Below are 20,521 nucleotides of genomic sequence, written 5' to 3' on the forward strand. Positions count from 1 at the left end.
GCAAGCCGGATTATCTGCCCTCGGCCTGGGAATATTGCCATCATTTCAACATTTTGGAGGAGGAGATTTTTTTAAAGATTTTTTCATTTTGCCACGAAGTACGCCGGAAGCCCAGGGAATTTCTTCGGCGGGTATTGTGAAATTTCTCAATTCCATAAAGGAGATTAAGCAGGAATTTCATAGCCTGATGATACTACGCCATGGAAATGTTGTGGCAGAAGGCTGGTGGGCGCCTTATTCATCAGAACATAAACAACAACTATACTCTCTCAGCAAAAGTTTTACGGGTACTGCTATCGGTTTGGCCGTAAACGAAAAATTGCTATCTGTTGATGATGCTGTCATAAAGTTTTTCCCCGATATGTTACCAGGTGAAATAAGCGATAACCTTGCTGCATTACAAGTGCGACATTTACTTTCTATGTCGGTCGGCCATGCGAAAGATGCTATTCTAATTCTTGAAGCATCAGCACCTGGCGTGCCCTGGGAAAAAACATTTCTTGCACAGCCGGTGGTATTTACGCCCGGAAGCCAGTTTATGTATAATTCAGGAGCCAGCTTTATGCTGAGCGCAATTATAAAAAAAGTAACCGGGAAAACTGCACATGAATATTTGAAGCCGAGGTTGTATGAACCGTTGAATATTACGAACACGACATGGGGAGAAAATTTTGAAGGAATTAATATGGGCGCTTCCCATTTGCGGATGCCAACTGAAGATATCGCCAAATTTGGGCAGTTATATTTACAAAATGGAATGTGGAACGGAAAACAAGTGATAAGCAAAGAATGGGTGAAGGAAGCATCATCTAAGCAGATCTCAAATGGAAAAAATGATAGTAGTTGGGGTTACGGTTATGGCTACCAGTTTTGGCTAAACCCTCCCGGTGGGTTCAGGGCCGACGGCGCTTTTGGTCAATTCAGTATGGTGTTTCCGCAATTAGATGCTGTGGTTGCTATTACCAGCGAAAGCATCAGTACTAAAGATACGATGCAGATTGTTTGGGATGTGTTGCTTCCGGAAATGAAAGGTTCACCTCTTCAAAAAAATAATGCTGCCAATAAGCAATTAGTAAGTGAATTGAAATCTTTAAAATACGATCCGCCTTTTATAGCGTCTGCTTCGCCAATCGCATCAAAGATATCAGGCAAGGAATTTATTCTTGATCCTAATGACTTCAACGCAAAGTCCGTAACGTTTAATTTTAAAAATAACGAATGCATCTTTACCTTAAAGGAAGAAGGCAAGCCGGATATTACTATTACTAACGGTATGGGCTACTGGATAAGAAAAGGTAACTTAAAACCTTCTGCTCATTCATTGTTTTCTTTAAGGCGAATTGATTTTGATTCTATTGTTGCCGCGAGCACAACATGGCAGGATGAGAAAACTTTGCTAATAACCTGGCGCTTTATTGAAACAGTTCACGGCGATCAACTAACCTGTATATTTGATGGCGATGAAATAACGATTAAGTTCCACTTTAGCTTAAATCGCCTTCAAAATAAACCGGATGACCGCAAAGACATAACAGGGAAGATAATTGCTTAAAATAGAAAACGGGAAACAGTATGATGATGTCAATCTGTTAATCGCTACAAATAACGAAACCTTTATAACATGAAACTAAGCCGTGTAAGATCAGTTGTACTTCTCATTGTTCTCAACGTATTGTTGTTTTCCTCAATTCAGGGACAGTCGGTAAAAAGCGCTGGCTCAATGAAATTAAACAGTCTTGAGTACCTGGAATACCAGGGTGTAAATGTTATGTTGGCACAGGATTATTATCCTGAAGGTCACCAGGGCGGTGTGAGCGTTATTCAAAATGGATTGCGTGTTGCTACTAACGGAGACTTAAGGCTGGAGCCTACACCCGGACAGTGGCAGCCTATTCCCAAAGTCGGCAAACGTTCTGTTGATAAAACAAAACAACAGATAAGTGTGCAATTGCAGTTTCCCAATGAGGATATCGACCGGAAAGGTTTTAATCCCGTTATTTATCCTGATTTGAAATTCAGTTACACATTGCGGGTTGAACCTGCTGGTAAAGGTTTTAAAATTATCGTTGATTTGGATAAACCAATTCCTGATGAATGGATAGGAAAGGTTGGATTCAATTTTGAACTTTTCCCCGGAATTCTTTTTGGCAAGTCGTGGTACATGGATAATCAGTTTGGTATTTTTCCAAGGCAGGAAAACGGCCCTGATTATAAAGACGCCGATGGCGAAGTGCAGATTGAACCAATGGCAAAAGGTAAAAAACTAACTATTGCACCGGAGAGTGATCAACAACGTATGACCATAGAAAATATGAGTGGCAACAATCTCGAAATAATAGATGGAAGAGCGAGGCATAATAACGGCTGGTTTGTGGTCAGGTCGCTCGTTGCTAAAGGCGCAACAACAAATGCGGTCGAGTGGTTGGTAACACCGCATGCAATAGAAGGGTGGGAGTCAGAGCCGGTGGTGCAGGTCTCACAGGTCGGTTATCATCCCTCGCAACAAAAAATAGCCGTTGTTGAATTAGATGCGAAAGACAATAATATTCAAAAAGCTTCTCTGCTACGTTTAAAGGAAGATGGTGGTTATGAGAACGTACTAACAGAAATGCCTAAACGCTGGGGCAAATTTCTCCGGTATAATTACGTGCAATTCGATTTTACAAAGGTGCAAAGGCCGGGAATGTACATGGTAAAATATGGCAGAGATCAATCAAGTCCTTTCCAGATTAATAGTAACGTTTACTCCCGTAATGTTTGGCAACCAACACTCGAATATTTCTTACCAATTCAAATGTGCCACATGCGTGTGAACGATCATTATCGTGTATGGCATGGCTGGTGCCACATGGATGATGCACGTATGGCGCCAACTGACTCTACGCATTTCGACGGCTATATTCAAGGTCATTCAACCCTAACTACTTTTAAAAGCGGTGATCATGTGCCCGGTCTCAACCAGGGCGGGTGGCACGACGCGGGAGACTTCGATCTTCGGGTCGAGTCCCAGGCAGAAACAGTACAAGGCCTTGCGCTGGTCTATGAAGAATTTAATTTGAAATATGACAACACTACGATCGATCAAACAAATCACGTTGTAGAGATACAGGTGCCCGACGGCAAGCCCGATGCATTACAGCAAATGGAGCACGGTTTATTGTCCATCGTTGATGGATACAGGTCGTTAGGAAGATTATACCGGGGAATTATCGAACCAACCAAAAGACAATATACCACACTCGGAGACCCCGCGAATATCACTGACAATAATATTTATACAAAGCCCGCTGGTAGTAATGTGCCTGAAGTTGGCTTACCCGGTTCGCCTGATGATCGCTGGGTTTTTACGGAGGATAATCCTAACAGGGAGTTAAGTGTAGCCGCATGTCTTGCGACGGCAGCAAGGGTAATAAAAGGTTACAACGACACGCTCGCTGCACAAAGTTTGCAGATTGCTGAAACGCTTTGGGATAGCACCAGGGAAAAATTTCCATTAGCACGAGTAGAACTCGCCGTCGAACTATTAAAAACAACGGGTGATAAAAAGTATGCCGATTTTTTGCTTAGTCATGCCAATGATATCGCCAGGAGTTTTGAAAGAACCGGCTGGATCATTGGTAGATCTTTGCAGTATGTTAACGATGCCGCCTACACGAAAATGATGACCGATGCGGCGAAAAAATATTATGAGAAAATTGTGGAACAGGGCAAAAAAACACCTTATGGTGTTCCTTACGAACCAAATATCTGGGGCGCAGGTTGGGGTATTCAGAATTTTGGATTCCGGCAATATTTTTTGCACAAAAGTTTCCCCGATATTTTCCCTGCTGATTATATGTTGAAGTCGATGGACTTTATTTTAGGTTGCCATCCCGGTTCTAACACGGCCTCTTTTGCATCAGGTGTGGGCGCCAATTCTGTAACAACTGCCTACGGTTTCAATCGGGCAGACTGGACGTATATTCCGGGTGGAATCGTATCTGGTACCGCTTTAATAAGACCGGACTTTCCTGAACTATTAACATGGCCTTTTTTATGGCAACAAACTGAATATGTGTTAGGCAGTGGAACCACAGATTATTTATTCCTTGTTCTAGCTGCTGACCAAATTTTAAATGAAAAGAAATAGATTAATATGAAACATGTTTTGAAGTTATCCTTTGTATTACTTCTGGGTTCTGGCATGCGCCAGGCTTTATATGCACAAGAGTCGAATAAAACTGAACGTCTGCAACTGGCAGTTCAAATGGAAAATTCAATTCAAACCGAATTACTCAATAAATGGTATCCGCAATGTGTTGACTCGTTGTATGGCGGATTTCTTTCAACATTTACTTATGATTTTAAACCAACAGGACCGCAGGATAAATTTATTGTAACCCAGGCAAGGCATACCTGGACCACGGCAAAAGCATCTGAACTATACCCCAAGGTGTCATATTATTTACAATGCTCTAAAGTTGGCTTTCGGTTTTTAAGAGATGTGATGTGGGATAGAGTATATGGTGGGTTTTATGATCTTGTAGATAGAAAGGGCAACGTAAAAGGCAATCCAAATGCGCCCAAAGAGGCTTACGGAAATGCTTTCGCTATTTATGCTTTATCGGCTTATTACAAAGCCTCTGGCGATACGGGTGCCTTAGACCTTGTTAAAAAAGCATTTTTATGGATGGAAGGCCATAGCCACGATGCGATATATGGCGGTTACTATCAATATTTAACAAGAGAGGGAAAGCCGGTAGAGAGAGATAGTAATACGCCGTCCACTTCTGATGTTGGTTATAAAGATCAAAATTCTTCCATACACATTCTCGAAGCTCTTACAGAACTTTATCGCGTTTGGCCGCAACCGTTAGTTCGGCTTCGTTTACAGGAAATGCTTTCTTTAATACGCGATAAAATGGTTTCAAAAAAAGGGTACCTCGTGCTTTTTTTTCAGCCTGACTGGACACCCGTTTCCTTCCGCGATTCTTCCCGGGCCAGCATTATACGACATAAATATTTAGATCATGTATCGTTCGGCCATGATATTGAAACCGCATACCTGATGCGTGAGGCATCGCATGCACTAGGGTTGGAGAACGACACGCTAACACAAATAGTCGGCAAACGAATGGTAGATCATGCCTTGAGAAATGGATGGGATAAGGACTTAGGTGGCTTTTATGATGAAGGCTATTATTTTAAAGGCAGTGATACTATCACGATAATATTTGCAAGTAAAAACTGGTGGGCGCAGGCAGAAGGCTTAAACACTTTATTGTTGATGGCTGATACCTATCCAAACGATTCGATGCACTACTATGATAAATTCAAAAAGCAATGGAATTATATTGAAACCTATATTATTGATCATACAAATGGCGGGTGGTATGAGGAAGGGCTGGATAATGAACCAGAAAGAAAAACGGCATTAAAAGGTCATATCTGGAAAGGTGCTTATCACAATTTCAGGGCGCTGTCCAATTGCATAAAGCGGTTGCGTGGGGATGATGATGAGAAAAATTAATGTTGAATCAGTAACTGAACGAACTTTTTATTTTTAGAAGAACAAAATTTAATTTCATAAGACAATGGATAAAACAACTAAAGTTGGTTTAATCGGATTCGGTGCCGGAGGGCAAACGTTTCATGCACCGATACTAACAATGGTAAAGGGATTGCAACTGGCAAAAATAAGAGCTGTAAAACCAGAACAAGTTGCCGTTGCACAATCAAAGTATCCAACGGCTGCAATAGTAAGTACTTCAGAGGAAATATGTAATGATGAGAATATCGACCTGGTTGTTATAACAACACCCAACACTTCACATTATTCATTGGCCATGCAGGCGCTACAAGCTGGTAAAAACGTGGTAGTTGACAAGCCATTTACCATTAATACAAAAGATGCTGACGAATTGATTGCTGAAGCTGCGAGGCGAAACCTGGTTCTGTCGGTTTACCACAGCCGCCGCTTCGACAGCGATTTTTATACGGTTCAAAAAATAATTAAAAATAATTTGTTGGGTGGCCTTGTTGAAATGGAAAGCCGGTACGATCGGTTCAGAAACTATCTTAAACCTAATTCATGGCGGGAGGAAGATACACCGGGCTCCGGAATTTTATATGACCTCGGTTCCCACCTGATTGACCAGGCACAGGCATTATTTGGGCTACCCGATACCGTTAGTGCTGATTTAATTGTACAAAGAAAAGAGGGGAAAGCGATTGATAATTTTGAAGTAGTTCTCCATTACCCCGGCCTTAAGGTTACATTAAAAGCAGGAATGCTTGTGCGTGAGCCATTGCCGCGATTTATACTTTCAGGAAATAATGGATCTTTCATTAAATATGGATTAGATGTGCAGGAAGAAGCACTGAAAGCTGGCTGTACTTCTGCTACAAAAAGCAACTGGGGTATTGAACCTCCTGAAATTTGGGGAACACTAAACACTGAAATAAACGGTCAGCATTTTGCGGGAAAGATTGAGAGTGAAAAAGGGGACTATACTGCCTTTTATCAGAATGTCTACAATACCATTATTGGTAAAGAACAACTGATAGTAACTCCTCTGCAGGCGAGGAATAATATTCGTATTATAGAATTAGCGATGCAAAGCCAGCATGAAAAGAGAACGATTGACTTTACATTTTCTTAATTGAAATTTTTTGAATGAATTTTAAACAGGAAGCAGCAGCAAAGGCAATTACTTTTATAGAAGACGGCTCTATGGTTGGACTGGGCGCAGGATCAACTATTGCCTATATCGTGGATTATTTGAAATCGAAAATAAATGATGGCCTTTCAATACGATTGGCGAGTTCATCCTTTACTACAAAGCAACTATTAATGCGGGAACATTTAACGATCTCGCCAATTGAATTTTGTAAAGAAGTGGATATCTATTTTGACGGATGTGATCAGTTTGATAAACAATTAAACGCTTTAAAAAGTGGCGGCGGTATTCACACGCAGGAAAAATTATTCGCGTCTATGGCTAATCAATTTGTCATTGTAGGTGATGACTCAAAGTTGGTTGACACGCTTGATGTAAAATATCCTTTAGTAATTGAAATGCTGCCTCAGTCGGTGACATTTCTTCCCTATAAAATCCAAACATTATTTCCAGGAGTAAAAATTCAAATGCGGATGAGTGATAAAAAAGATGGTGCAGTAATAACAGAGAATGGAAATTACCTATTGGATGTTTATTTTGAACAATGGCCGGCACTCTCGTCCATTAATGTAACATTCAAAAATATTGCAGGAGTGGTGGAAACATCACTGTTTTATGGATTAGCCGACAAAGCAATTATTGCCGGAGAAAATGGTGTGAGAGTATTAGAAAAGATAAATAACCCTCGTAATGTAAACTTATAGTATCGTGAAACTTATATTTCTTTATTGTTTTCTTGTTATTTCTTCAGCAATCAATGCCCAACCTTTTCCGCCTGTAAATAAAAACGCAACTCCGGAAGTAAAAAAATTATTGAGCTTTCTATATAGCATTGATGGTAAATATATTTTGGCAGGTCAGCATAATTATAACAATGATCCCGATAAATTCTCGGATAGTGCCCATGCTTTCACGGGAAAATATCCCGCTGTTTGGGGATGCGATTTTATCTGGAACGGTACAAAGGATAACGGGCAGGCCGTCGTTGACGCCGCTATTAAAAAAAACCGGCAAGGTTCTATTGTAACATTAATGTGGCACGAAGGAAGGCCAATTGATGATCCGCCTTATGGATGGAAAGAAAGTGTGCAGGCAAAGCTTACCGATTCTCAATGGACAGAACTAACGACGCCGGGCACACGCTTATACAAGAGATGGCTAGCCCAGGTAGATGTAATTGCCGGCTACCTGCAACAATTGCAGGATGCACATGTGCCGGTTCTGTGGCGCCCCTATCACGAAATGAATGGTGTTTGGTTTTGGTGGGGCAACAAAAAGGGGAAAGACGGTATTGCCAAACTTTGGAAAATGATGTATGATCGTTATACAAATCATTTTAAGCTCAATAACCTTTTATGGGTTTGGGGAGCTAATGGTGTAAGAGACATTCCCGGCGATGAAGCGTATTCTTATAAAGATTTCTATCCCGGAAGCAATTATGTTGATATGCTGGGAGCAGACGTGTACCATGCTGATTACGAGCAGCGGGATTACAATGAGTTGTTGCAATTGGCCAGGGGTAAACTTATTGCTCTCACCGAAGTTGGATCATTGCCAAGTGATGAAGTTTTAAAAGCACAGCCTAAATGGGTTTACTTCCTGGTGTGGAGCAGTTGGCTATGGACAGACAATACCAAACAACGCGATAAAGAGGTTTATAATAGCGAAAGGACAATCACTCTTGATAAATTAAAAACTATGAACTATTGAGCATGGATAAAGATTAACATGAAACGATTTTTTTCAACGTCCGCATTAATTGTCGGTATTTTATTGGGAAGTTGCACGTCTTCTAAAAAAAATATTAAAAGTTCAACAAACGAATTGACTGCAGCAAGCCTGCTACCTTTCGGAAGATATATTATAGATAGCCAGCAAGATCTTGAATTAATAGGTTCAGCAGTTCACTTTGGATTTTCATTCAAAGGAAATTCATGTTCGGTTTTCGCGGCATTGCCCGATCCCAATAGTCATAATTATTTTCAATATACATTGGATGGCAAATATCAAAAAAGGATACGTGTAGAAGGAAATTCAAATCAACCGATTGTGCTTACCGCTCCCGGCAACGGCGAGCATACCATTTGGATATATAAAACAACAGAAGCGCAAATCGGCGCGATTTATATACAGAAGATCACGGGTAGTAATTTGAAAACTTTAAAGATTCCGGCTTTGCCTCTAATAGAATTCATTGGCAACAGTATTACCTGTGGCGCTGCAGCAGATGCTTCTGAAACGCCTTGTGGTACGGGCGTTTACCACGACCAACATGACGCTTACGATGCTTATGGTCCGCGGGTAGCGAGAGCTTTGGGTGTAAATTTTATTATGAGTTGTGTAAGTGGCATTGGCGTTTACCGCAACTGGAATAGTGATGGGCCAACGATGCCGCAGGTGTATGAAAAAACTGAATTGGGATTAGATGATTCTCAAAAATGGGACTTCAAAAAATATTCCCCGGACATTGTAAGTATTGCTTTAGGAACAAATGATTTCAGTACCGGTGATGGTAAGAAGCCAAGATTGCCATTTGACAGTGCGGCATTTGTAACTCATTACATAAGTTTTGTTGAACTGGTGAAAAGCAAATATCCATCAGCGCGAATAGCACTGCTCAGCAGCCCGATGGTAAATGGCGCCAACAGGCAAACGCTTCAAAACTGTCTTACCGCTATAAAGCAAAATATTGATGCTTTGCATTCCAGAGAGAAACCCGTGGCATTATATTTTTTTAAACCCATGCAGGCACATGGTTGCGCAGGACATCCTAACGTAGAAGAACACGCGATTTTGGCAAATGAGTTGATTCCTTTTTTTAGGGAGTTATTGAAGTGAAAACAATTCGGGGGATTCTGATGCAGTTAACGAACAGTTTTTTGTAATGGGCTAGGATTGTTTAAAGTGAATTTGACTAACTAAAGCCAATTTGATTAGAGTAAGTTAATTGTTTAGATGAATTAAAGTTGAAAAACATTAGGCCACACCGTTTAACTTATTCATTCTTTTCCTGATTCAAACGGACTAAATGGAACCTTTCCGGTTTCGTAAATATTTTTTATTGAAATGCTGATGTTGAAAAATGTATTACATCAAACTCTTAGAAACACTTTCTTTTTATACATGAAATATAAAAATGCCCATTTTACCATAACAAAACAAATTGCCATAACCACAGCGCCCCAGGGATTGCCCGCAAGCTGTCCAAGCCATTTAAAAAAACTATTTGTTGAATATTCCCAATTTACGAACCTTTCGGACATATAAATTAATATAGAGTTCATACCAATAACGCGGAAGAAAAATGCCCAACTCTTATATCCCAGCACATCTATAATGTAGTAAAATAATGAGAGCAATAACAAACTAATTCCACCTACAGTTAACACAAATGAACTTGTCCAAAGATTTTTATTAATTGGAAAATCAAAATTCCAAAGAATTGCAAGAGCGATAAACACGATTCCTGTTAAAGCAATATTGGCTGCCTTTTTTGCGCCATTAGTATTATTATTTTTTAAATAGCTACCCGTGAGAATCCCCAGTAAACCCGTTCCTATCGCAGGAATTGTTGACATCAACCCCTCGGGGTCGTGAATAGTCAGGTAGAGCCTTCCAGGCAAAACACTGCGATCTATGTAAGAAGCAAAGTTTCCCTGCATGGTAAGGTCGCCCATCGGATAGCCCGGCGCAGATGTAAATTTTAGCAACAGCCAATAGCCTATAAGTAAAGCAAAAAACCATATCATTTGCGCCCTTTGTTTTGAGTAGATATAAATGATGTTCGCAAACATATAGGCTAACCCGATTCGACCCAACACGCTGCCAAAACGAATTTCTGAAAGTGGCCTTATTTCAAGACCGTTGTTATAAATAATTCCCAGCACAACTAAGATAAGGCCACGTTTAACCACTCGCCATAACACATCGCTTTTAGTTTTTCCTTTTTGCAATTCCCTTCCCACAGAATAAGGTGTGGCAACGCCGGCTATAAAAAGGAATAAAGGAAATATCAAATCATAAAAATGAAACCCATTCCAATCTGGATGTGTAAGCTGGTTGGAAAGAACAGCCCAAAAAGGCGCATTGGTCGCCTTGGCGGTTGTATGAAAAATATCTTCGGCGCCCATTATCCAAAACATGTCGAAGCCGCGAAGTGCGTCGAGCGAATAAAGCCGCTGACTAACAAAATTATTTTGGGTTGAAACAATATTTTCCTGGAGAGGTAATTCAGAAACGAGAACACTCATTAAATTGGTTTATGGAATCCAAGTTATTAAAAATGATTAGAATTAAAGAAAATATTTAATTGAGTTTGAGGCTAATGAATTAAATCTTGGAACCAGCGTGGATTCAGCCAAAATAAAATGCGGCGTATTTTATCGACAGCGTCGCCTCGTTTAACAATGGGCGAATGGTAGTTTTAAAAGTAACGTGATTCAACCGGGGAAAAGGTTTTGGGAAACTCCCGAAAAGCGCCGGCTATTTATTTGGTAAAAATTTTAGTCAATACGCTTGGTTATTTATTGTTGCAAGGCGATATCACTTTTGTCAAAGCGTGATTTCCTGCCAAATATATCTTTATCTTCTATTTTTGCTATCATGGTATAACCCAACGAGGGGAGATTCACTTTAACTGCCCTGTTCTTTATCATCAAAATTTTACCATCTATCGTCATCAGGATGTCATCATTGATATCTTCATCATTTTTTAGTTTTACATCCAGTCTTTCCAATTCAATTTCCTTGTAAGTATTTGTGAATTCCTTAATGGCAGCAATGTCGTCACCATCAATGGTTGCCGGCTTTCCCAGCCAATAAAGAAGACTCAACACTCCTTTCACCTGTTTACTAAGATTGATGACATGATTTTCTTCAGCCCTCAAGAAAATAAAAGATTTAAATAAGGGTTCGGGGGAAAAATCAACCCTAAAAAAAGTGGGATTTCTTTTGAAATTAAGGGGGAGAAAAATCTCGATTCCCATTTTGCTTAGTGCACGTGATACCTTCTTTTCGCAGTTCGGTCTTGTGTAAACTGCATACCAATTTTTTTGCATACTCCTATTTTTTAATTTGAGTATTTCAAAGGATTGATATTAGCAAGATGATCGGAAATCTGTGTTCGTTTTCCCAAATCGAATCTTAAGATAGGAATTTTTATTAAATCTTTCGAATGTATTTTTTAACTAAGAACATGCCAATTAAATTTTTCCAGGTTGTTTCGCTGGTAAGACCTACGAAACATGGGCACAAAGTTATTTTTCACCGACATCATGTATATTGCGTAAAGCCTTCATTTGATATCAATTGTGGAAACATTTACTCACATCAACTCGCCCGGCCCCGCAAAATATGTGGCACCTTTCTCTATTAAAATTGCCCTGGACATTTTTTTTCGCCCCCGAAAAAATAGGGTGAATTAAACGCATTCAGAATAGTGATTTCCTCTATTCTAAATTATTTCGGTGGGGATATAATTTGCCAATATTGGCTTTAGTTTTAAAAATAAATCAGACAAAATCCTATAACAATGAAAGGTTTTATCTAATCAAAGAACGTTTGCATAAGGCACTACAATTTACCATTGTTACTGTCACCATTATATACCCAATTCTTCTCTTTAATATCACCGAAGTTGGATTAAGTCTTTTTTATTGATCCATCCCTTTGACGTTCGGCCAAACTGATTCGTATAAACAATGTAGATATATCCATTTTTTTCCTGAATTGCATCCAAAACATTATTATTTAAAGGATCAAGATAGGATTTTCTTGCTGAACTTTCGTCTGGTTGATTATGAAAGAATGTTGTATCTCTAACAGTATATTTTGCTGACAAAGCATTTTTAGTGGTTCTTTCATCTGGCTTTTTAGCCCGACTATAAACTGTTGCTGTGTCAGCAGTCTCATCTACGCCGAATTCGTCTTTTGAATTTTGTAGCGAAAGTTCAACTGGTTGATTATCGAAGTGCGCAGTGGTGGTTGAATCATAAATGATTGCCTTTATTTGCTCCGGCGTCAACGTAGGCTTTGTCCCGGAAGTAGCTACCGGTTTGGCGACAACTGCCTGTGATTCTTTTCGCCTTGGTGTGATATTAGTGTTGGCAGTGGCAACTTGTGGCGGGTAATTATTATCTCTAAAAACTTCAAAATAAAAAAACGTAGAAATTATCACAATCAGTAGTAATGGAGTCAAATACGGAGGAAACCAGATGCTACCAGGCCGGAGGCGCTTAAGAACATATAGTAGGTTACCCCTTATAAATGCAGCGGGCAGATTTCTTAGTTTTACCGAAAGTCTTTTATTTACCGGCATTACCTGTTGCGTAAATTGCAGTGTTGCCTTTTTTAATGCGGGAATTATTTGCTTAGGTATTTTGATCCTGGTAATATTGAGTCTTCCCTCGTCAGTTGCCGATATATTCCCGGCAATCTCTTTACTAATGTTTGGAATAGTAACCGGGCAGAAAGACTGAGTTTCTTTTTCGACTTTTCTATATTGATTAATACAAAGTGTGTAATTACAATTTCTTATTTCATCTACGGGCACACAAAAACTATGAGCTGTTCTTGTACGCATCTTTTCCGCGGTCAAATTTTTCCACCGCTTTATTATGTCAACCATATCCTCGGATTCATCTTTGCATTCCAGTGTTCCCTGTTCAACCGTGTTGGTTGAGCCGGCATCTTTCTTTTTCAATCCTGACTTCATTTTACAAAACCAAATCACATCATTAGCGGCTGCACTTATATCAGCGAAAATGAGAATACAAGCGCTGTTAAATAGTGGGCCGGTTGTATTCGTTAAATATATTACTGCGGCCAGCTTATGATCTTCAATAATGCGTTGGCGCATTGTAACCATCTCTGTCGTAAAATTCGATAAGATGAATTCCGGAACGATTACGGCCGCTCTTCCTCCACTTTTAAGTTTGTTTAGAATAAGATTTAAGAAATGAATTTCGGATCTTCCTGATTCAAGTAAGAATGTCTTACCTGCTATCGTTTTTCTGTCGTAGGCACCCTTGAAATATAAATTCGAAAGAACAAGCGTTGACTGCTCACAGGCATTAATATGCGAATTGTTATATGAACCAGTGCCGCCCAATTTGGGATCCTCAATGCCATTCATAATCATGTTCATTGCCGCTATCCGAAGCTGAATTGGATCACATTCAATACCATTATAATTATCTCCAAAATAACAGTCGGTGAAATTGTTGCCCGGCGCGGGCTTGCCAGATGCGATGTATTTTGCGCTATTTATCAGCAAACTGCCGTTGCCTGCTGAAGGATCCCAAATAGAATCCTGATTTGAAGGCTGCATTAGTTCTACCACGAGCTTAACTACTTTATCCGGCGCATATACCTGCCCGTTTTGAGCTTCTATCTCGGCCTTATGTAATAAGAATTCAAATACGGCGACACTGATATTTTTTCTATGTGAATCCATTAACTTAATAATATTCACCACATTGAACAGCAGACTCACTGACGGGGTCAATAACAGAGGCTCCTTCAAAAATTCGCTGTACTTCAGGTTGGTAAGCCCATAATTTTTTATTAATTCCATTACCCCATTTTCAGTGGTAAAAAGAGTGTGCAAATCCCGGGCATTCAAGTCCTTGAACCCGCTCCAGAATAATTCATTTGCAGGACTACTACCTCCTGGAATTCGGGTAAGGCTCACTGTTATAAGGCGTTTCTCTTCCAGTTTTTTTAAGAACAGCAAATAGCATAACAGATCAATCAACGCGAGCGGCCTTAGCGTACTAACGGGCCAACAATCGTCCCATTTTTTATTAATTTCTTCACGTAATGCATCCGGGAGTTTAATTTGCGCACGGAACAATACAGCCTTCTTATGTGGCACAAACAATCTTTGCGATTTAGCTTTACGGGTAGGCCTGAGAGAGGCCTTGGAAGTTACCAGTTGTTTTTTAGGTATTGAGACAGGAATCTTCAGGGAGCGCTCAACACCTTCATTATGTACCATAACTTAATGGGATTCGGGAGCGTCAAAAAAATATCTTGTACTAATTTAATGGATTTTAATAAAAGAAACCAAAAAAATAATTTATAATATTTTCTAAAATGTAATTCGTCACGAACACATTTATAACATAAATTCAACCACTCAGCAAATAAATATTGGAGACAAATTTTAATTCCATGTAAACTAACAGTTTCGGGTATGCGCATTTGTTATCACTAGTATAAAATGATCTCTGCTCAACTAAACGGGTTCTGGTAGGAGGTTAAGCGAAAAGTATATTGAGACTCATATCACGGTTAGTGTTTTCTATAGAGTGTGGAGGTCGACAGATGCGGGCATTATTGCCAAAACAGGTTATCATTAAGTTTATGAACTTTCGTGAAGGCGGTTCCTGGCTGTATAATATGAGTGGCCAATGGTGAACATCAGAGAAAATATCCGCTGTATTGCAGTTATTTTTTTTCATCAACATAACCCGGGATTATATTTCCATTTTCATCAGCATACTCAAATTTTATTACGCCTTTTTCGCAAACCTTTAGTTTATACCGCAATTTTCCGTTGCCATTCTTACTGCTGCTGATTGAATACAAATGGCCCTTAAATATTTCTGTAAGTTTTAATACCATTTCCGGGGCGATGTAATTATTTAAAACAGGAATAGCGCCGGTTAGACCCGGACAACGATCTGGCCATTTGTGGTAAACTGTTTTTTCCGGTGGGCAAACGTTTACTGTATCGTGTATTACAATCTCTACGGTGTCTCTCATCATTATTTTTAATGTATCATGCACAACTGTTCTCAAAGTGTCTTTAACGGTTACTTTAACGGTATCTTTAACCACTATTCTTACGGTATCTCTGATAATTTTTACCGCAGTATCCTTTATTAATTTTGGGGCCGTTGTTGCAGCCGGTTCTGTGTTGGTGATTTTTCTTTTATCCGAATAATGTACGTATTGAGCAAATAGAACATTTACGGTTGCAATCAATAAAATTGTAAAGACGATTTTTGCCATGGCGTTAAATTATGCATTAATCGGGCCTAAAATTGTCTTAAATATTTTTTTTAAGAAATTTTTTGCTCAGTTAAACTGCCCGATCAAGATAATGAGGAAGGTATATCGTTTTCAGTAAGTACTTTATAATTGCCGATCCCGATTAAAGAGATGTAACGACAATAACAAATATTTTACGTTTAATCATTTTTCTTTATAACCATTCTTTGAGCATCTTCCTGCAGAACTTCGTCAAAGAAAGTTTTTACTGAAGCGTATTTAGATGCTGGTATTTTTAGTTGTGTTAGTTCCAACTTAGCGGCGCTGTATACCAAATTTTTTGTCGCATCATACCAATAATTGTTTTTATAAGAACCATACTCACATGTAAAGTTCTTTGCGGCCGGTAACGCATCTACTTTAAAGCCATCCGGAAGTTTAAATACAGTAGTATCCGTTTTTATGAAAGGATTAGAGAAGTAGAAATCGAGGCGCCTGTTGGTGGCTTTGGGAAGCTTTGCAGACCACTGTTTATACAAGCGGGGAGCTATAAACATTTTGTTGCCGGCAATAAATTCCGGAATTTTTTCAATATTCATTTTAATCTTGGTTGAAAGCATGTCCTGGTTTTCACTTTTATCTATTTCAAATTCATCAGGTTGTTTAAATCCGAATGTGTGAACTAAAAATTCTTTTTGATCATCTTTTTTTTCTTCGATTAAGTTAGTTTCAATGTCTACTTTATAAGACCCGCAGGTTTTGAATGTGGTTACGGAAGTACCAGACCCATCTTCTGACATTTCAACATAAGTGTTGGCCGTTAATAAATTTTCATTTGCACGGCTTACTGGCGTCGGAACCAGCACACCCCCATTATCGGTAATTAGTAGCGCATTCCTGTTTTCAGTAAATGACCCAAGCACACCAAAATCGGTTTCGTTACTGGTGCACTCCAGCCAAATGGAATCTTTTGCCCGGGGAATGCAAAGAATTACGTGATTAAAACCGTTTTCAGGAAAATCCGGATCAACAGGCTCACTGTTATATTCTGCATTGACGATAGCTAAACAGCTTTTGATACCAACCGCTTTCAACGCTGCCTTCATAAAATTGCTAAGGCCCTTGCAATCTCCATATTTCTTTTGATCAGTAAAATCGGCGGAGAAAGGTTTTAATCCACCGATGCCCAGTTGAATACTTACGTACCTGAAATTTGTTTGAAGATATTCGTAAATGATCCTGGCTTTATCTTCATCCGTAGAAGCATCTTTTACCATGTTCAGGAAAAAATCTTTTCTCTCCTGCGGTAACTCGTCAAGTCCCTTGTACAAATTACCGACCCATGCGCCAAATGTTTTCCATGAGGTAAGATCACCTTCATGGTTGTAATAACTAAACTTATTGGGCGCTAATTGTATAGAAGGGTAGCGGCTTTCAAATTTAGCTGTACCTTCTTCATACTCCAAAGGTTTCATATCAGCAACTGTCCATTGATACTGTTTATATTTAGCATCTTCCGTTATCCCAGGTTTTAATTGTATATTTTTTTCTTTGTAACGAAGATCAAGTTCTTTAAGCACGCGGGCCGTAAATGTTGATTTTAAAACTGCTTCGCCGGATGACATAATATTAAATGAAGGGTAGGAGACAGTTCCTTTAAATTTTAACTGGTAATTGTATTCAATGGTAATGGGATAGCCGGAAGCAGGTATCCTTAGATAAGTTACATAGCCATCGTCAATCAACCCTTCGCCATTAGCGACAGTGGTCATATCTTTCTTCCCGAATTTTGTAACCGGTTTACCCCAAACGTCAAGCACTTTTATTTCAGCATTTTCAAGGCTGATGTACTTATTGGTGTATTGCACAAAATCCAATTCATCCTTACCTTTTTCACTCAAAATTGTTTCTACTTTGTGTACCGTATAGGTGAAACGATCGACGGCGGTAATTTCAAGCAGAATGTTTTCTTCATTTTTAATTACAGATGCATTCTTAATAACAGAGGTATCGAACAAAGAAGGATTGGGAGGAACCTTCAACGCATACGATTTTTGAATACATGCAAACAAAAGAAAGAGGTAGAGCGTAAGTTTCATTGGCCATTATTTTTTCTTCAGCACAATCTGTTCGTTCAGCATCTCAAATAATTTTTTATAGAAATTTTTAATGATATCGTATTGACTGACGGGATATAAATTTTGTTTTGTTTCAAACGTTGAAATAACCCGCATATCGTTTTCTTCTTTATCGGAAAATACAAGGCGGGTAAAAGAAATATCTCCATCGGGGTCTGTTAATTTAACAGACTTAGGTAACGCATCTATTGCGAAATTTTTATCAATTTTTACATGAAATGTGAGTTGTATTAATTGCTTGTAACCAAAATTAATATTACTGAAACGGTTATCACTGATAAAAGGATTATCACTAAGACCTGTTAACAAATTGGCCGTTAAGAAATAATATTGATTACTATTGTTGAGTGGCAGTGAGAAGCCGCCTTTTGTAGTTAATAAGTTCAAATCACTGTCCGCATTTTCTGTTTTGAAATCGGAAAAATTTAAATCAGGGATATTACCTGAAAATAATTTTTCATTTTCAGAAATACTTTTAGTTCTGAAATTTTTCAGCCGGTAATCTCTTGCATAATCGAGACTATTTGCAATAAAAGTTGCCTTCAACGTGCCCTCTGCATTAACGGTCGCATCTATGCCGATTCTTTCCGTGTACAATGCTGTAGTATCAACTATATCAATAAGATTACCTTTTTTGTGGTTTACAATAAAAGCAGTTGTATTCAAAATTTCATAAGGAGTTAGTGTGCACGAATTATACTTGTCGGTTGCATCAAGGTAGTACTGTTTATTATTAATGGTAACAAAAGCGTATACGGTATTAAACTGATCAATCATGGTTAATTCACGATGAACTTTTCCATTATAGCGTTCGCTCACCAACATCGGAGTTGCATCTAAACCTGCCTGCCGAAGGAGGTTGAGTAATATAAGATTAACTTCACCACTGGTTCCGGCTTTTTTTTCCCATGCCTGCTTTATACCATCAGTGGAATATTTGGAATTTATATTGTTCCACGTAATGTTATTTCTGACGTAGGCATATACTTTTTTCATCTTGCTCAATTCAGAGCTATCCTGTTTAACGCTTTTAATAAAATCATCAGTGCCCGGCAGATTTTTCTTCAACTGTCCATAAAAAGCGGGTTCGGTAGACATTTCAGTATTTACCTGGTCCCATGTAGTCATGTAGCGTCTATCCTGGAACTTTGACAACTGGAATGAAACCTTTTGCAGATAATCATTTTTAGAATCGATATATTTTTCATCTCTCAAACCTGCAATATTATCCATTTCAAAACTTATTTTTCCTTCACTGTTATTTGGTTTAATATCGATGTTCATCGCGGGGCTTTTTTGTACAGCGTAAGCAAATTCAGTATTGGGCAGAACTGATACCCGGTAACTGCTTCGCAAAACTGGAATCTCCTGCTGGAAGATCCACTCTTTCAATCCGCCGTAATTTTTTTTAGAACTTGCATAGGTGTATTCAATTATGCTGCCGGCTTTTACTTCGGGGAAAGCAAATTTTACTTCGCCCCAATATTTATTTTCCTTTTGTGTGTATACCGATTTTTTATCAAGTTTTTTGGAAGAAAGCACCTCTCCCTTGTTGTAGATGGTTCCCTCAACAGAAGTTATGTTTTCAAAATCATCGTCCAGGTAATAAGGAATTTCTATGTTTCCATATTCTATTCCTTTATCCTTAAGTATTTTCAATTTAACATGGTGATAGGTTAGCAGGTTATATTCGTCGTTATAATCAGATTCAGCTTCATCTACAAATACTACCGCAGTTGCTTCTTTGTCGAAAGGACATTCTTTATAGTTTAACTCGTATGCCGATACGCCCAACTTATCAGAATAAGGTGATGAAAATGACTGAGCGTCGGTCTTTATAAATAGGAAAAACAGATAAATGCAAAAGGTGGGGAAGACTTTTTTGATCACGGTAAGGTAGTTAGTTTTTTAAAATTGGTTCAAGATCGATTTGGTAGTCACTAATCAAATCTAATATATTTCTTCTGAGGAAAATAACACATAATATTTCGTTTTATTTTTTGTTCCTAACTTCATTACAACAATCTTAACAGTGGAGGTTACAACAACTTCGCTCATATTTAAAAAGGTCACTTGTGTTTATCATCATTGTATTTACGCAGGAAGTTGATGTTTTATTGTATAAAGGAAGCCAAAAGTTGTGATACAAAGTGCCAACAAAAATTAATAATAATTTTTAACTGATTGCTATGCCTGGTTTGATCTATAGAAATGCTGTTCAAAATGATCTTTCAAAAATCGTTGAAATTTATAATTCAACAATTCCTTTAAGAACCGTTACAGCAGATACAGAAAAAGTGTCTGTTGAAAGCAGGCAAAAATGGTTTGATGAACACATTGCAGATAAAAGGCCATTATGGATAATTGAAAATGAAGACAACGAAATTATAGGCTGGGTAAGCTTTCAATCTTTTTATGGAAGGCCGGCTTACGATGCAACAGTTGAGGTAAGTATATATTTAGACCCGGCCCAACGTGGACAAGGATTGGGGAAAGACATTTTACAGTATTGTATCAACACAGCTCCGTCATTTGGCGTAAAAACATTGCTTGGATTTATTTTTGCCCACAATGAACCAAGCCTAAAATTATTCAGGCATTTTGGATTTGAAGATTGGGCCACTTTGCCAAACATAGCAATACTTGACGGGCAGGAGAGAGGATTAAAAATTCTTGGTAAACGTATTGCGTGAAGCACCTGAAAGCTATTCGCCTTGTTCATAAATAGAA

General features: G+C 38.7%; 14 protein-coding genes. 8 read left to right on the forward strand and 6 right to left on the reverse strand.

The annotated features are described in order from the left end of the window. From ACO1O5_RS19180 to ACO1O5_RS19210, 7 genes are all read left to right on the forward strand, one after another. Positions 1-1,552 (forward strand): serine hydrolase domain-containing protein (locus tag ACO1O5_RS19180; protein ID WP_486273126.1); only part of this gene is annotated, 1,552 nt, incomplete at its 5' end. Positions 1,553-1,621: 69 nt separating this feature from the next. After that, the gene (locus ACO1O5_RS19185) at positions 1,622-4,129 is read left to right on the forward strand and encodes a glycoside hydrolase family 9 protein (RefSeq protein ID WP_486273128.1); all 2,508 of its coding nucleotides are present in this window, start codon (positions 1,622-1,624) and stop codon (positions 4,127-4,129) included. Positions 4,130-4,135: 6 nt separating this feature from the next. Further along, a complete protein-coding gene (locus ACO1O5_RS19190) occupies positions 4,136-5,509 on the forward strand; it encodes an AGE family epimerase/isomerase (protein WP_486273130.1) in 1,374 nt (457 codons plus the stop codon). 64 nt (positions 5,510-5,573) lie between these two features. Next, positions 5,574-6,641 carry a Gfo/Idh/MocA family oxidoreductase gene (locus tag ACO1O5_RS19195; protein ID WP_486273132.1) on the forward strand — a complete coding sequence of 356 codons (1,068 nt, stop codon included), beginning with the start codon at positions 5,574-5,576 and terminating at the stop codon, positions 6,639-6,641. A 14-nt stretch (positions 6,642-6,655) separates the two neighbouring features. Then, positions 6,656-7,363 carry a ribose 5-phosphate isomerase A gene (rpiA, locus tag ACO1O5_RS19200; protein ID WP_486273133.1) on the forward strand — a complete coding sequence of 236 codons (708 nt, stop codon included), beginning with the start codon at positions 6,656-6,658 and terminating at the stop codon, positions 7,361-7,363. A gap of 4 nt (positions 7,364-7,367) precedes the next feature. Next, positions 7,368-8,369, forward strand: a complete 1,002-nt coding sequence (locus tag ACO1O5_RS19205; RefSeq protein WP_486273135.1) for a glycosyl hydrolase — start codon at positions 7,368-7,370, stop codon at positions 8,367-8,369. An 18-nt stretch (positions 8,370-8,387) separates the two neighbouring features. Continuing rightward, entirely contained in the window at positions 8,388-9,497 is a 1,110-nt protein-coding gene (locus ACO1O5_RS19210; RefSeq protein ID WP_486273137.1) for an SGNH/GDSL hydrolase family protein, read from the forward strand. Between the two features lie 254 nt (positions 9,498-9,751). Here ACO1O5_RS19210 and ACO1O5_RS19215 read toward each other — a convergent pair whose 3' ends face one another. From ACO1O5_RS19215 to ACO1O5_RS19240, 6 genes are all read right to left on the reverse strand, one after another. Further along, complete coding sequence (locus ACO1O5_RS19215; RefSeq protein ID WP_486273139.1) at positions 9,752-10,909, reverse strand: acyltransferase family protein; 1,158 nt, start codon at positions 10,907-10,909, stop codon at positions 9,752-9,754. Positions 10,910-11,182: 273 nt separating this feature from the next. After that, a complete protein-coding gene (locus ACO1O5_RS19220; RefSeq protein WP_486273140.1) occupies positions 11,183-11,716 on the reverse strand; it encodes a transcription termination/antitermination NusG family protein in 534 nt (177 codons plus the stop codon). 569 nt (positions 11,717-12,285) lie between these two features. After that, on the reverse strand, positions 12,286-14,655 hold the full coding sequence (locus ACO1O5_RS19225; RefSeq protein ID WP_486273141.1) for an HsdM family class I SAM-dependent methyltransferase: 2,370 nt from the start codon (positions 14,653-14,655) through the stop codon (positions 12,286-12,288). 452 nt (positions 14,656-15,107) lie between these two features. After that, entirely contained in the window at positions 15,108-15,674 is a 567-nt protein-coding gene (locus tag ACO1O5_RS19230) for a hypothetical protein (RefSeq protein ID WP_486273143.1), read from the reverse strand. Between the two features lie 179 nt (positions 15,675-15,853). Then, complete coding sequence (locus ACO1O5_RS19235; protein WP_486273144.1) at positions 15,854-17,752, reverse strand: DUF3857 domain-containing protein; 1,899 nt, start codon at positions 17,750-17,752, stop codon at positions 15,854-15,856. Positions 17,753-17,758: 6 nt separating this feature from the next. Further along, entirely contained in the window at positions 17,759-19,681 is a 1,923-nt protein-coding gene (locus ACO1O5_RS19240; RefSeq protein ID WP_486273146.1) for a DUF3857 domain-containing protein, read from the reverse strand. Between the two features lie 299 nt (positions 19,682-19,980). On the opposite strand from ACO1O5_RS19240, the gene ACO1O5_RS19245 reads away from it, so the two are divergent. Continuing rightward, positions 19,981-20,484: a GNAT family N-acetyltransferase gene (locus ACO1O5_RS19245; RefSeq protein WP_486273148.1), complete on the forward strand. Its 504-nt coding sequence runs from the start codon at positions 19,981-19,983 to the stop codon at positions 20,482-20,484. Positions 20,485-20,521: the final 37 nt, after the last annotated feature.

The sequence above is a fragment of the Ginsengibacter sp. genome (assembly GCF_057362405.1).